Annotated in this window: 10 protein-coding genes; 4 read left to right on the top strand and 6 right to left on the bottom strand. The window is 72.2% G+C overall.

Features of this window, described 5'->3' with window-relative positions:
• Nucleotides 1–11 precede the first annotated feature (11 nt).
• A complete protein-coding gene (locus QMG73_RS10435) occupies nucleotides 12–1433 on the bottom strand; it encodes a serine hydrolase domain-containing protein (protein ID WP_281894053.1) in 1422 nt (473 codons plus the stop codon).
• A 62-nt stretch (nucleotides 1434–1495) separates the two neighbouring features.
• Between QMG73_RS10435 and QMG73_RS10430 the strand changes: the two genes are divergently transcribed.
• Nucleotides 1496–2710 (top strand): hypothetical protein, encoded by a 1215-nt coding sequence (locus QMG73_RS10430; RefSeq protein ID WP_281894052.1) that lies wholly within the window; start codon nucleotides 1496–1498, stop codon nucleotides 2708–2710.
• On the opposite strand, the gene QMG73_RS10425 is transcribed toward QMG73_RS10430, so the two are convergent.
• From QMG73_RS10425 to QMG73_RS10410, 4 genes are all read right to left on the bottom strand, one after another.
• Entirely contained in the window at nucleotides 2663–3430 is a 768-nt protein-coding gene (locus QMG73_RS10425; protein ID WP_281894051.1) for a nucleotidyltransferase domain-containing protein, read from the bottom strand. The two genes, QMG73_RS10430 and QMG73_RS10425, sit on opposite strands and share 48 nt — an antisense overlap.
• Nucleotides 3431–3447: 17 nt before the next feature.
• Nucleotides 3448–4692 (bottom strand): hypothetical protein, encoded by a 1245-nt coding sequence (locus tag QMG73_RS10420; RefSeq protein ID WP_281894050.1) that lies wholly within the window; start codon nucleotides 4690–4692, stop codon nucleotides 3448–3450.
• A 394-nt stretch (nucleotides 4693–5086) separates the two neighbouring features.
• Nucleotides 5087–7603 carry a serine/threonine-protein kinase gene (locus QMG73_RS10415; RefSeq protein ID WP_281894048.1) on the bottom strand — a complete coding sequence of 839 codons (2517 nt, stop codon included), beginning with the start codon at nucleotides 7601–7603 and terminating at the stop codon, nucleotides 5087–5089.
• Between the two features lie 15 nt (nucleotides 7604–7618).
• On the bottom strand, nucleotides 7619–8194 hold the full coding sequence (locus QMG73_RS10410) for an AAA family ATPase (RefSeq protein ID WP_281894047.1): 576 nt from the start codon (nucleotides 8192–8194) through the stop codon (nucleotides 7619–7621).
• A gap of 116 nt (nucleotides 8195–8310) precedes the next feature.
• Here QMG73_RS10410 and QMG73_RS10405 point away from each other — a divergent pair, with 116 nt between their 5' ends.
• Genes QMG73_RS10405 through QMG73_RS10395 form a run of 3 tightly spaced genes read left to right on the top strand, consistent with a single transcriptional unit; the run spans nucleotide 8311 to nucleotide 12315 of the window.
• A complete protein-coding gene (locus QMG73_RS10405; RefSeq protein WP_281894046.1) occupies nucleotides 8311–10443 on the top strand; it encodes an MMPL family transporter in 2133 nt (710 codons plus the stop codon).
• Between the two features lie 19 nt (nucleotides 10444–10462).
• Nucleotides 10463–11683: a sensor histidine kinase gene (locus QMG73_RS10400; RefSeq protein ID WP_281894045.1), complete on the top strand. Its 1221-nt coding sequence runs from the start codon at nucleotides 10463–10465 to the stop codon at nucleotides 11681–11683.
• Nucleotides 11671–12315, top strand: coding sequence for a LuxR C-terminal-related transcriptional regulator (locus tag QMG73_RS10395; RefSeq protein WP_281894044.1), 645 nt, complete (start codon nucleotides 11671–11673; stop codon nucleotides 12313–12315). Before QMG73_RS10400 ends, QMG73_RS10395 begins: the two co-directional genes overlap by 13 nt.
• A gap of 23 nt (nucleotides 12316–12338) precedes the next feature.
• On the opposite strand, the gene QMG73_RS10390 is transcribed toward QMG73_RS10395, so the two are convergent.
• On the bottom strand, nucleotides 12339–13766 hold the full coding sequence (locus tag QMG73_RS10390; protein WP_281894042.1) for a cellulase family glycosylhydrolase: 1428 nt from the start codon (nucleotides 13764–13766) through the stop codon (nucleotides 12339–12341).
• Between the last annotated feature and the right edge of the window lie 14 nt (nucleotides 13767–13780).

Raw genomic sequence — 13780 nt, 5'->3', positions numbered from 1 at the left:
CCACTTCGTGATCAGGGCTGTGAACGGCAGGTCGCGATGATGGGTGGGTGTTCGGTCGGGCCGAACGAGACGTTGTCGCGGGACTCCACGGTCAGGCGGTCGCCATCAAAGGTGCAGGTCAACGTGCGCCGGTACGCCGTCTCGACCGCGTACCCGTGCGCGACGTAGGTGTCGTCGGCCGTCCACGCTCCGCTCGTCGCGACCGCCACCGTCTGCCCCGTCGCGACGGTCGCCGTGCCGGGCAGCCACTCCCCGTATCCGATCGCCAGGTCATGCGCGCCGCGTTCATCTTTCAGGACCAGCCGTGCCGCCCCGCCAGGCTCCGCGGAGAACGTGATCGTGCCCGACTCACCGTCCACGTGGTACTGGCGGCCGGACACCCGTGGTGCCAACGGTGTGGAGGCGCGGCCGGCCACGGTCGGCAGGCGCAGGCCGTCGAGCCGGCCGGCGAGTGCCTTGACCGCGCTGTCGTCCGCGGGCAGCGGCCCGTCGGCGACGGCCGGCAGCAGGTGCTCCCACACGAGGCCGAGCGCGGCCTGCGTGTCGGGGGTGCCGGACGTGATGGCCACCACCGCGTCATGCTCCGGCAGCACGAGGCAGAACTGGCCGAACGCGCCGTCGGCCCGGTATCCGTTGCGGGATCGCCAGAACTGGTACCCGTAGCCCTGCTGCCAGTCCACAGTGTCCAGTGCGCCGGTGGCCACCTGTGAGGCGGTCGCCGCGCGTAACCACGACGCGGGCACGAGCTGCCGCCCTCGCCAGACCCCGTCCCGCAGGTACAGCTCGCCGAAGCGCGCCACCTCGTCGGTACGGAGGCTGAGGCCCCACCCACCAACAGTTACGCCGCGCGGGCAGGTCTCCCACGCGGGCTCGGTGATGCCGAGCGGCTCGAAGAGGCGCGGGCGTAGATAGTCCAGGACTGTCTCGCCGGTCAGCCGCTGCACGATAGCGGAGAGCATGTAGGTGGCCGGCGTGTCGTAGACGAACGTGGTGCCCGGCTCGTGCGTGAACGGCTGGGCGAGGAACGCGCGCGCCCAGTCACCGTCGGGCTCCCTCCACAGTTCGTCGGTGGTGTCGGTGGCGTGGCCGGCGGTCATCGTCAGCAGGTGGCGTACCCGCAGGGCGGCCAGGTGGTCGTCGACCCGTGCCGGCAGCGCGTCTGGGAACAGCGGTGCCACCAGGTCGTCGACCGACAGCAGCCCGTCCTCGACGGCCAGCCCGACCGCCGTGGCGGTGAAGCTCTTGCTGACCGAGAACAGGGCGTGCGGCCGGTCGGCCCGATACGGTGCCCACCAGCCCCGCGCGAGCGTGTGGCCGTGCCGCACCAGCACGACGCTGTGCAACGCGTCGATCCGCTCCTCGACCGCGTCGAGAAAGGCCATCAGGGCCGAGGAGGGGACGCCGTGCTCTTCAGGGGTGGCGGCGGGCAGCATACCCAGCAGATTACCTCCGCGTTGAACACCCGCTTCCGCCGCGAAACCGGCATGATCGGCAGGTGGCACTCACCGCGACGCGCACCGTCGTGCGCCGGACCGAGCGCTGGTTCGTCCGGCGCGGCACCCCCACGATGATCGAGGGGTACGCGTTCGGGACGCACGTGCTGCCCCGGATGCTGCCGGCGCTGGCCGTCGTGGCGGTCGCCAGCCTGGCCTGGCTCCTACCGCTTCGCGCCGCCGGCCGGTCTCGCTGGCTGCTGCTGGCCGGGATCGTAGCGGCGGTACTCCTCGTCCGGTTCCTGATCGGCCGGTTCGTCCGGCGGCTGCCCCGGTTCCCCCGCGGCGCCACCGTCCCCATCCTCGGCGCGTACGCGTTCATGCCGCTGGCGGTACCGCTGCTCCAGCTGGCGGTCGACGGCGGTATCACGCCGCCGGGCGGCAACGTGGTCGGCTTCCTGGGCTTCGTCATCTTCTTCGCTGGTGCGTTCGTCGCGACGTGGCTCGCGACCACGTACGGCCTGGGCGCCCTGCTGCGCCGCGCGATCGGACACGCCTTTGTGGACCTGAGCAACAGCGTGCGGCTGTTCGGGCGGGCGCTGCCGGCGTTGCTGTTCGTGACCACGTTCCTGTTCTTCACCGGCGAGCTGTGGCAGGCCATGAACCGCCTCGACTGGTGGCGGCTCGGGCTCGTGGTGGGTCTGTTCGCGGCGGTGACGATCCTGGCGGCGGCCGCCCGGCTGCGCGACGAGATCGGCCGTGTCGAGCAGGACCTCAGCGCGCCCCGGCTGACCACCGCCTGCGAGCGCACCCCGCTCGCCGACCTGCCGGTCGACGACATCGCGCCCGGTGGCTCGGTCGAGGCCGTGCCGCTGAACGGGCGGCAGGCTCGCAACCTGCTCCTGATGCTCGCTACCCGCCAGCTGGTGCAGGCGGCGGTCGTCGGCCTCGCGCTGTTCGTGGTCTTTTTCGTGCTGGGCCTGCTCGTGGTGACGCCGGAGACGGCTAAGCAGTGGATCGGCGAGGAGCCCGCACGCTCGGTGCTGCTGCCCGGGGTCCCGGTCGCCCTGCTGCGCAACGCCACGCTGCTGGCCGGCTTCGGCAGCATGTACTTCGCGGTCACCTCGATGAGCGACGCCGAGCACCGGCGCCAGTTCTTCGCACCGGTCATCGACGAGGTCGAACGCACCCTCGCCGTCCGCGCCGTCTATCTCGCGGTGCGCGACCGGCTAACCGAAGGCACGCTCCACAAAGGAGCGCAGGACGCCGGCTCGTAGGTCGGCCAGCAGGTCCGCGGGCAGCAGCGGCGCGTAGGTCGCGTCGTGGGCGGCCAGGATGTCGAGGACGCCGAGCGCGAGGCGCCCGGCGGCGGTATAGACCTGCGCCGCCGTGGTCGGCCCCGCGGTCAGGCCCAGGCACGCGAGCAGGTCTTCCTGGTACGTGGGGGGAGCCACCGCCATCTCGGTGGCCGCCCGCAGCGCGGCGCGCCGGCTGTGCACCGGGGACACCTTGTTGACCGGGTGCAGCAGCGCGGGGCAGGAGCGTGCGAGGTCCTGCGCGGCCAGCCGCAGTCCCAACTCGTCACCGGCACGGCGGGCGTTGGCCACCTTGGCGGCGTCGCCGATGAGGTGGTCGAGCTCCGGCGTGCCGGCGCGATGGGGCAGTGCCTTGCGGTCCAACCGTTCCCGCCACTCGTCGCTGGCGCTCCAGCACAGCCGGAGCAGGTCTTCGCAGGGCAGGTGAAACGCCCACTCCTGCGGCACGTCTCGCTCGGCCAGCCACAGGTCGATGTCGCGGACCCACGCCGACACCCGTACCGGCCCGTCGAACCACTCCATCGCGCGGTCGCGTGGTCCTTTCGGTACCAGCACGTCGAAGTCGAAGTCACTGAACAGGCCGGCCTCACCGCGCACGCGACTTCCACATAGGAACATCGCGACCGCGTCCGACTCCTCCCGGCGTACCCGAGCGACACTGCGCTCGACGAGTTCCCGCATGTCCGAAAGACTAGCGGTCAATTGGGTGACGGCGTGGGCGGTGTCGTGGTCGGCGTCAGCGTGATGGCCGCGCTCCGTGAACTGTTCCACGAGGCGTCGTACGCGATGACCCAGACCTGATTGGGTATCGAGGCCGGCGTCACCACGGCCGACGTGACCGTGCCCGGCACCTTGGCCCGTACGCGCACCTCGTCGAAGTTGAACGCGTGCACCACGTGGTACTCCACGATGCCCTCGTTGTCGGTGGCCGGTGCCCAGGTGATGACCGCGCTGCCGCCTTCCATGCCGGTGACGACGGGCGTGCCGGGTGCGGTGGGCGGCACGGTGTCCTGCCCCGTGCGCGGGACGGTCGGTGGCTGCGGGAACGTGACCCGCTGTCCCAGCGGCGACTGGTTGCCGGCCGCGTCGACCGCCCGTACCGAGAAGTGCAGCGAGTACCCGGTGGTGCCGCCGATCGGCAGCGTCACCGGGGCGTTGCTCGGCACCTGCCGCACCGGGTAGTCCTCGTAGAACTGCGTTCCAAAGTAGACCCAGTACGCGGTCACGCCGACGTTGTCGGTCGAGGCGGGCCAGGTGATGGTCGCCGTCGTCGGCGTCACCTCCAGCAGTCGCGGCACACCGGGAGTCGACGGTGGCTGCGTGTCGCGCGGCGGCGGGATCGAGTCGACGACGACGTCGTCGAACGTCGCGGCGGCACGGTCGGTGAACAGCGCGACCGGCCCAGCCGCCAGTCCCGCGTCGGTCGCGGTGAGGGTCGCCGTGCCGGTGGCGCCGCTGACCGTCCCTTGTAGCTGGTCGCCGTCCACCCGCAGCCGCAACCCGTACCAGGTACCCGCGCGCACGGTCAGGGCGGCGGTGGCGAGCACGGTGCGCAGCCCGCCCCGGCTGCGGATCAGCTCGACCCGGTTGCCGGGGCGCAGCGCGAGCAGGTACCCCTGGTCGCCGGTGCCGGCGCGCGCCACGATGCCCGTGGCCGAGCGCCCGAAGCTGATCGAGGTCGGCTTGACCCGCGCCGCCACGGTGTATCCGGTCCAGGCGGCGTCACCGGCGGTGGCGCGGGCGTGCTCGATACCGAGAAGTGTCTGGCGCAGCACCCGCGAGCCGTCGCTCGCCAGCCCCCACCGCCCGCCCGCGAACTGCCACGCGGCGGTGCTCCCACTCTCGAAGTCCTCGGTGAACACGACGCTCGCGGCAGCCGGCACCGCCGGCCCTCCAACGAGCACGAAGCTGACGATCAACGCAGCGAGAATCCGACGCCCCATGCGCCTCACGATAGGCCGACACATCGACGCGAGACAATGTCCATTCGGTCCGTGGCGACTGGCTGCCCGCTGTCGTACCTGGGCGCCACACTGCGTGCCATGGCAGCGCTGCGGAGCATCGACGACATTCGCCGCTTTCGACCCGACATGGCGGGCGACTTCGACTTCCTCCTGTTTCGCCAAGGATGGCATGGTGAGCCGCCGGCTGGCACTGCGCTTCCTGTCCGAGAAGGCGATCCGGCATCGCCTGGCCAGCGGACGGTGGCGGCTGGCGCACAGCGGCGTGTACGTGACCGAGTGCTCTCGCCGGACGACCGCCACCCGGCCGGCAGCCCGCCCTGCACGATGCCCGCACGGTCGATGCTCGGTCGCGGCGGGCTGGCGCGGGTGTCTCTCACTCCTGCGTTGGTACGCCGCCGACGCAGCCGATCTGGACCTTCACCTGGTTCTTCGCCTTGAACCACACCCGCACCTTCGACGCGGGGCCCGCGTCGATCTTCCGTACCGTCCAGCCGTCGGCGGGGGCCGTGCTGACGATGCGCGCGATGGTGCCGGTGCACTCGGCTACGACGTTGCCGCCCTCGGAGGTGATGGTGCGCCGCTGCGCTGTGGGCTGGGCCGTCTCCTCGACCGAGGTGGCCGGTGACGGCTTGGTCGTGACGCCGCCGCCGTTAGGGGGCGGGCTGGCCGCGGTCGCGCCCGAACCCGGCCGAGTGGCGCCATTCGTGCCGGGGATCGGTGACGTGCCGGGGCGCGGCGCCTTGGGCGGTGAGCCGCCCGGATCGCCCGGATCCTGCGAGGCGTCGCCCTGTGCGGTGGCCGAGATCTGTGTCTGCGCCTCCGCGCCGCGGCCATTGCCAGCCGGGTCGGCGAACGTGAGGACGGCGATCACCGTGATGAGCAGGAAAGCCACGACCCCGGCCACGGCACCGAGCCGCCACCGCTTTCCACGGTTGCCGCCGCGCCCAGCACCGCCGGGCTGACGCTGGTTGCCGCCGCTCACCGCGCCAATGGCGCGCTCGTTGGCCGCGCCGCGCGCCGCCTCGGGCCCGTCCCCACCGCCGGAACCCGCCGCGGCAGCGCGCCTCAGCGCCCGCTCGTCCGTGGTGAGCCCGGCACCGCGCTCACCCGTGCCGCGGTCGCCAGCGCCGTAACCGCCCCTGTCACCAGACGGCCCATCCCCGACACCGCCCGACGCCAGCCGGCCGCGCTGGTCAGACCCATCCCCACCGGCGCCCGGCCAGCTGTCGCCGCGCCGCCCCGAGCCGCCCCCGCTCGCGGACCCCGCGCCGCCGCGGCCGCCCGAACCGCCGTCGGTGGACCGGCGCGCACCGCTGTCGTGGCCGGATCCGTCCGCGCCGCCGAGTCCGTCCGCTTCGCCATGGCCGTCCGCGCCGCCGGGGTCGCCCGTGCCGTGTCCGTCGGCGCCTGCGGCGGCCGCGCCGGCTCCGCCCGGGAAGCGCTGGTTGCCGCCGCGCCGCGCCCCGCCCCGCTGGTTCCCGGCCGCGCCGGGCCCGCCCACGCCGGGTCCGCCCAAGCCGCCAGCACCAGGCCCGCCGACGCCGGGTCCGCCGACGCCGCTCGCGCCGGACCCGCTCACGCCGCTCACGCCGCTCACGCCGCTCACGCCGCTCACGCCGCTCACGCCGCTCACGCCGCTCACGCCGCTCACGCCGCTCACGCCGCTCACGCCGCTCACGCCGGCCGCGCCGGCCGCGCCGGGTCCGCCCACGCCAACTGCGCCGGAGCCGCCCATGCCCGCGCTGGGCCCGCCGACGCCGGCCGCGCCAGGTCCGGCCGCGCCGGACCCGCTCACGCTGCCTGCGCCGGGGCCGCCCATGCCGTGGGCGGCGGAGCTAGCCGAGGCGCCGGTGCCAAAGGCGGCACCGCTGGCGCCGTCGGGCGTGACGGATCCGGCCGCGCGGGCGGCGCCCGCGCCGAGCGGGCTGCCGCTGGCGTCTGGGCCGAGGCCGCTGCCGGTGTCGCGGCGGTGGGCGCCGCGCCGTTCCTGCTCGTCGGGGCTCGCGTTGGGCGGGAGAGGCGGGAGCGCCGGGGGAACGCTGCCGACGCCGGCACCGGGCAGCGGGATTCCGGCCGCTTGGGCCAGTACCGCCGCGACCTCGGCCGCCGATGGGCGTCTGGCGGGCTCCTTGGCCAGGCACTGCTCGCACAGTTCGATGACGTGTCGTGGCACGCCGGGGACGGGCTGCATAGGCTCCGGCTGGACGTACACGTGCGCCTTGAGCATTTGGGTCGTGGTCTCGACGCGCCACGGCAGCCGGCCGGTGAGCACCGCGTGCAGGAGCAGGCCGACGGCGTACACGTCGGAGGCGGGCATGACGTCGCCGCCGACCACGCGCTCGGGAGCCAGGTAGGCCGGGGTGCCGACCATGCGGCTGCCCTCGTCGAGGTCTTCCAGGGGCCCGGCGGCGGCCGCGATGCCGAAGTCGACGACCTTGGCGCCGGAAGGCGCTAGTACAACGTTGGACGGCTTGATGTCGCGGTGTACCAGGCCTTCCTCGTGCGCCGCGGCGAGGCCACTGGCGACCTCGGCACAGATGCGCAGCGCCTCCGGCACCGGGATCGGCCCGCCGGCGAGGCGTTTGCCCAGCGTGGGCCCGCGCAGCAGCTCCATCACCACGAACGGTTCGGGCTCGCCGTCGTCGCCGGCCGAGACGCCGTAGTCGTAGACGCTCGCCACGTGCGGGTGTGCCAGGCGGGCGGCCGCACGCGCCTCGGCCTGGATGCGCAACCGGGCGGCGGGGTCGGCCAAGAGCGCCCCTGCCAGCACCTTTACCGCTACGTGCCGGCGCAACACCTCGTCAGTGGCTCGCCAAACGATCGACATGCCACCCTGGCCGATCCGAGCCTCCAACCGGTATCGGCCATTCAACAGTTGCTGAGCCTCCACTCGCGACAGTCTGCCTTACGCGAGCCGCCTTGTCTGCGCCCGATTTTGACCAACATCGAAAGACTCACGGAGTATGAACTCCAGCCGCTGGCCAACCGGTACGCGCGGCAGTTCCACCAATTCGTACCCGGCCTCGGCATAGGCGCCCGTCACCACCTCGTACGTCCGCACCGCCTCCGCCCAGCTCTGCCGCCGTTCCGCGTCGGTGCGGTAGATCTCGGGCCACGGCGGTGCCACGAAGACCCGCCCGCTGTACCGGAACGCCGCCACCGCGGCGTACACGTGCTCCGGCACCTCCCGCCCGATCAGTCGGTAGTACCCGGCCAGCCCCGCCAGCGCGTGGTCGAAGAACACCGGCTCGTCCCGCCGCGCCGCCCACCGGTACGAGCGCAGGTCCCAGGAGAGCATCAGCTCGGCGAACAGCGCCGGGTCTTTCCAGGGCAGCGCGGGGCCACCGATGGCGACCTGGTCCTGGATGATCGCGCGGCCAGCCTCGGGCGCGGTGGCGTACCCGGCCGCGCGCAGCGCCTCGATCAGCGTGGTCTTGCCGGCGCCGGGACCTCCGGCGATGACGATCAGGTTGTGTGACACGGGTTCCTCCAAGAAAACAGGGGTGCTGGCACCACCATCAAGAGGCGTTCGCGCACCATCGATGGCGGTCGTCCCGACCCATAGCGTCGATCTTGTCGATGTGAAGGGAGCGGGACGTGTTCGAAAGACTCGGGGGAGCCGTGGTACGGCACCCGGTGCGGGTGATCCTGGTGTGGGTCGTGGCGGTGATCGCCCTGGGTGGGCTGAGCTTCGCCGTGCTCGGGCCGGACGGGCCGGCGGCCGTGGAGGGCAGCGACGAGGCCGATTTCCTGCCGGACGGCTACGAGTCGGCGCAGGCGCAGAAGCTTGCCGACAAGGCGTTTCCGCAGCCGGATGAGGTTGGCGCGACCGCGGTACTCGTGCTGTCCAGAGTGGACGGTGCGGCGCTCGGAGCCGCGGACCGCGAGAAGGCGGGGAATGTCGTGGCCGCGCTCGACGGCGCCCGCGTCGCCGGTGTCGAGGGCCTCGCGACCTCACCGGAGCTGGTGTCGCCGAATGGCAAGGTGCAGCTCGCGGAGGTCGCGTTTACCGAAAGTGCCAGCCACGAGGATACCTTGCGCGCCGTCGGGGAGCTGCGCGAGAGGACCAGGGCTCTGGTACTGGGCAGCGAGCTGCGGTTCGGGTACACCGGTGAGGCGGCCGCCGCCAAGGACACCATGATTCTCGACATCTTGGTGAGCGCCGGGATGCTCGTCATGATCGTGGTGCTACTCGTGGTGATCTTCCGCAGCCCGTGGGTGGCCCTGCTCAACATCTTCATCATCGCCCTGGTCGGGCAGGGCGTGGTGGCGCTGCTGGCCCTCGGTGCGAAGGTGACCGGTACGCAGCTCGACTCGTCGGTGACCGGCCTGCTACCGGTGGTGCTGTTCGGGGTGGGCACGGACTACGTCGTGTTCCTACTGTTCCGGTACCGCGAACGCCTCCGCCTGGGCGAGGACCGCAAGGTCGCGATGGTGGCGGCGATGAGCCGGGTCGGCGAGGCGATCGCGGTGTCCGCGCTGGCCGTGGCGGTGTCGTTCGGCGCGCTGCTGCTGTCCGGGTTCGGCTCGTTCCAGGTACTGGGTCCGGCGCTCGCGGTAGCGGTACTCGTGATGGTTCTCGCGGGTCTGACCCTGATCCCGGCGGTGTTCGCGCTGCTCGGACACCGGGCATTCTGGCCGTCGAAGGCGTGGCGGCGGGAGCCGCGCGAGGGCCTCGCGGCGCGGACCGGGCGGCTGGTGAGCCGGCGCCCCGCGCTGGTGGCGCTGGTGGCGACCGGCATCCTGGCGGTGCTGAGCCTCGGCGCGCTGAACTACAAGGCCAGTTACGACATGGGCTCGATGCCCGGCGGCACCGAGTCGGCTCGCGCGCTGGAGCGGCTCGAGTCCGGCTTCCCGGCCGGCACGCTGAGCCCGACCTCGGTGTACCTGACCGGGCCGGGCCTGACCGAGGAGGGTGTGGCGGCGTACGCGCGGAAGCTGACGGAGGTGCCGATCGTCGGCGGAGTCGGCGGCGTGGCCGTCAACGGCGACGTGGCCCGCGTCGACCTGCTGCTGTCGGCGGACCCGCTGAGCGAGAAGGCGCTCGACGAGGTGGTACGCGACCTGCGGCCGGCCGCCGACGCGGCGGCTCCGGAGGGCGTGAGCGCGTACGTGGGCGGGGAGACGTCGACGTTCGCGGACGTGCGTGACGTGGTCAGCGCCGACATGCGCGTCATCTTCCCGGCGGCGGGAGCGCTGATCGGGGTGGTACTGCTGCTGATGCTGCGCGGGGTCTTCGCACCGGCATACCTGATGGCCGCTGTGGTGGGCGGGTTCCTGGCCACGCTGGGCGCCTCAGTGGTGATCTTCCAGGGGCTGGCGGGCGAACCGGGCCTGGCGTTCACGCTCCCGCTGATCGTGTACATGTTCGTGGCGTCGATCGGCACCGACTACAACATCCTGATGATCGCGCGGATCCGTGAGGAGATGCGGGCCGGATACAACGCCCGGGAGGCGGCGGCGCGTGCCCTGCGCCACGCGGGCCCGCCGGTCGCCGCGGCCGGTGTGATCCTGGCGGCGTCGTTCGGGGCGCTGGTGGTGTCGCCGGCGCTGGCCCAGGTGGGCTTCGCGGTCGCGGTAGGCATTGTGGTCTCCACGTTCGTCCTGTCCTGGCTGTTGGTGCCAGCCCTGACGGCGCTGCTCGGCCGTGCCGCGTTCTGGCCGGCGCGCGTCCGTCCGGCACCCGAGCCCGCCCCGGAGCGCGAACTGGTCGCCACCCCCTCCGCGTGATCAGGGAGGATTAGCGGTGGTGAAGGGGATCAGGGAGCGGGCGTGGCGCGAGTTCCGGCAGGTGCTGGTCAGCGCGGGCATCGGGCTGGCCGGCTTCCTGCTGCTCTTCGCGACCGTCGCGTCGCTCATGTTCAGCCTGGTCTGGATCGGGCTGCCCGTGTTCGTCGAGGTGGTCGGCCTGACCCGCCGGCTGGCCGGTGTGCAGCGCCGCCGCGCCACCCCGGCGGTCCCCGCGCCGTACGCGCCGCTGCCGGACGGCCTGCTGCGCAAGGTGCGCACCATCCTGACCGAGCCGGCGACCTGGCGTGACCTGGCCTGGCTGGTCGTCCAGCTGCCGGTGGCGCTGATCGGCATGATGGTGTTCGGGCTGTGGCCGGCGGCGGTGCAGGGCGTACTGATGCCGCTGGTGCGGTGGGTGCTGCCGCCGAGCGTCGACGACCTGTCGTACCAGGGCATCCAGGTCGACGACCAGCGCACCGCCTGGCTGGTGATCCCGCTCGGCATCCTCATCGGCCTGGCGGCGTACGGGGTGCCCCGCTGGTACCTGGCCGGTGAGGCGTGGCTGGCCCGGTGGCTGCTGGCGCCGACCGCGGCCACCCGGCTGGCCGCCCGCGTCGAGCGGCTCGCCGAGACGCGGGCCGCCGTGGTCGACGCGTCCGCCGCCGAACTGCGCCGCATCGAGCGCGACCTGCACGACGGCGCGCAGGCGCGGCTGGTCGCCCTGACCATGAACCTGGGGATGGCCGAGGACCTGTTCGAGACCGACCCGGACACCGCGCGCGCCATGCTGGCCGACGCCCGTGCCGGTGCGCGCGAGGCGATGGGTGAGCTGCGCGACCTGGTACGCGGCATCCACCCGCCGATGCTCGCCGACCGCGGGCTGCCGGGCGCGATGCAGGCCCTGGCGATGGCCAGCTCCATCCCGATCGACCTGGACGTGCGGCTGGAGCGGCGGCTGCCCGCGCCGGTCGAGTCGGCGGCGTACTTCGTGCTGTCGGAGGTGGTGGCCAACGCCATCAAGCACAGCCGCGCCGAGCGGATCGCGCTGTCCATAACGGACAGTGGGTCCACTGTGGTGCTTCGGGTGCGCGACGATGGGCGGGGCGGCGCCGATCCCAGCCGCGGCACCGGTTTGCGCGGCATCGAGCGGCGGCTGGCCGCGTTCGACGGGACGGTGCGGGTCAGCAGCCCGGTCGGCGGTCCCACACTGATCGAGATGGAGTTGCCGTGCGCGTCGTGATCGCCGAAGACCTCGTGCTGCTGCGCGACGGGATGGTGCGCATGCTGTCCGCGTACCAGTTTGACGTGATCGCGGCCGTGGAGAGCGGCGATGGGCTCGCCGAGACGCTGGCCGCGCTGCGCCCGGACGTCGCGGTGCTCGACGTGCGGTTGCCGCCGACCTTCACGGACGAGGGGCTGCGGGCCGCGATCGCCGCCCGGCGCGCGGTGCCCGCGCTGCCGGTCCTGATCCTTTCCCAGTACGTCGAGCCGGTGTACGCCAAGGAGCTGCTCTCCGATGGCGCGGGTGCGGTGGGGTACCTGCTCAAGGACCGGGTCGGCGAGGTGGGTGACTTCGTCAAGGCGGTACGCCAGGTGGCCGAGGGAGGCACCGTGATGGACCCGGACGTGGTGGCGCAGCTGCTCGGCGGCGGGCGGCGGCGTTCACAGCTCGCCACGCTGACCCCGCGCGAGCGGGAGGTACTGGCCGTGATGGCCGAGGGGCGTTCGAACGCGGCGATCGCCGACCGCCTCGTCATCACGGAGAAGGCGGTCAGCAAGCACATCAACAACATCCTGACCAAGCTCGACCTGCCGCCGTCCGACGACGACCACAGACGGGTACTGGCGGTGCTCGCGTACCTAGGCACGTGAGCACCGCCAGCGGTGGGCCGGGTCTAGCTGGTCGGGAAGTTGTCGGGGGTCATGATGCGGCTGCGGATGAACTGGCCGGACGCCTTGAGCACGCCGGTGCCGGTGTAGTTGCTGCCGTTGCAGGTGCCGGGCAGCAGCGCGGCGCTGCTCTCCGTGTGGTCGGAGAACGTCCAGTTCGCGTAACTGATCTTCAGTGAGTCGAGCAGGTTGAGCCACGTCGTGCTGCTGGCCTGGTCGAACGGGCCGCTGCCGGTGTAGTCGACGGTGCCGAACTCGGTGACGAACAGCGGGATGCGGCTCGCCGCCCGGCTGACCGCGTCCCGGTAGTTGCCCTGGTGCGACGCGGCGTAGAAGTGGAACGCGTACATGACGTTCTGCGCGTTGACCGGGTTGTTGATGACCTCGGTCTCGTTGCCGCCCTCGGAGACGCCCAGCGACGACCAGCCGCGCGTGCCGACGATGACGATGCCGTCGGGGTCGTTGCCGCGGATCACCGGGATGACCTGCTCGGCGTAGCTCTTGATGGAACCCCAGCTCACGCCGTTGGGCTCGTTGGCGATCTCGTAGATCACGTTGTTCTTGTTGGCGTGCCGGGACGACACGGCGGCGAAGAACGTCTTGGCCCGATCCAGGTTGTAGTTGGGGTCACCCGGGGTCAGGATGTGGAAGTCGATCAGGACGTACATGCCGCGCGCGGTCGCCATGTCGACCAGGTTGTTGACCTGGTTGGTGAACGCGGTCGGGTTGGTCTCGTATCCCTGCTCCTGCACGTACATCGAGACGCGGAACAGGTCGGCCTTCCAGTCGCCCGCCAGCGCGTTGAGCGAGTTGTTGTTGTAGCAGCTGCCGAACCACTGGATGCCGTGCGTGCTCATGCCGCGCAGCTGGATCGGCCGGTTGTACTGGTTGCACAGGTTGACGCCGCACACCCGCAGCTGGCCGTTGATCGCGACCGGTGTGGTGCCGGTGGGCGGGGGAGGCGTGGTCACGGCGGGCGAGGTCGGCGGCGCACCGGTGGTCGGCCCGGTGGTCGGGTTGGTCACGCCACCCGTACACGCCACGCCGTTGAGCGTGAACGACGCCGGTGACGGGTTGCTGCCGCTCCACGAGCCCGTGAAGCCGATGCTCGCCGAGGCGTTGGTCGCGAGGTTGCCATTCCAGTTCACGTTGGTGGCGGTCACGTTCGCGCCGGACTGGCTCCACGTCGCGTTCCACCCCTGGGTGAGCCGCTGCGCGGAGTTCGGGAACGCGAAGCCCAGCGACCAGTTGCTGATGGCGTCGCCCAGGTTGGTGATCTGCACGTTGGCCTGGAAGCCGCCCTGCCACTGGCTGGCGACGGTGTACTGGACCCGGCATCCCTCGGCGGCGGCGAACGCCTGCGGCAGGACGAGTGCCGCGGAACCGATGGCCACCGCGCCGGCCGCGAGGATGGCGGCGGCGGAGCGTTTCATGAACCCTCCTGAAT

Origin of the sequence: Phytohabitans aurantiacus (assembly GCF_027923225.1) — a bacterium.
GTDB classification, from domain to species: domain Bacteria; phylum Actinomycetota; class Actinomycetes; order Mycobacteriales; family Micromonosporaceae; genus Phytohabitans; species Phytohabitans aurantiacus.
The sequence above is the reverse complement of the archived record's forward strand: the minus strand, read 5'-3'. Positions and strand labels throughout refer to the sequence as shown.

Excerpts from the sequence above, each read along its gene's own strand:
- QMG73_RS10420 (WP_281894050.1), bottom strand. The coding sequence starts at position 4,692 with ATGGGGCGTCGGATTCTCGCTGCGTTGATCGTCAGCTTCGTGCTCGTT.
- QMG73_RS10435 (WP_281894053.1), bottom strand. The coding sequence starts at position 1,433 with ATGCTGCCCGCCGCCACCCCTGAAGAGCACGGCGTCCCCTCCTCGGCC.
- QMG73_RS10390 (WP_281894042.1), bottom strand. The coding sequence starts at position 13,766 with ATGAAACGCTCCGCCGCCGCCATCCTCGCGGCCGGCGCGGTGGCCATC.
- QMG73_RS10425 (WP_281894051.1), bottom strand. The coding sequence starts at position 3,430 with ATGCGGGAACTCGTCGAGCGCAGTGTCGCTCGGGTACGCCGGGAGGAG.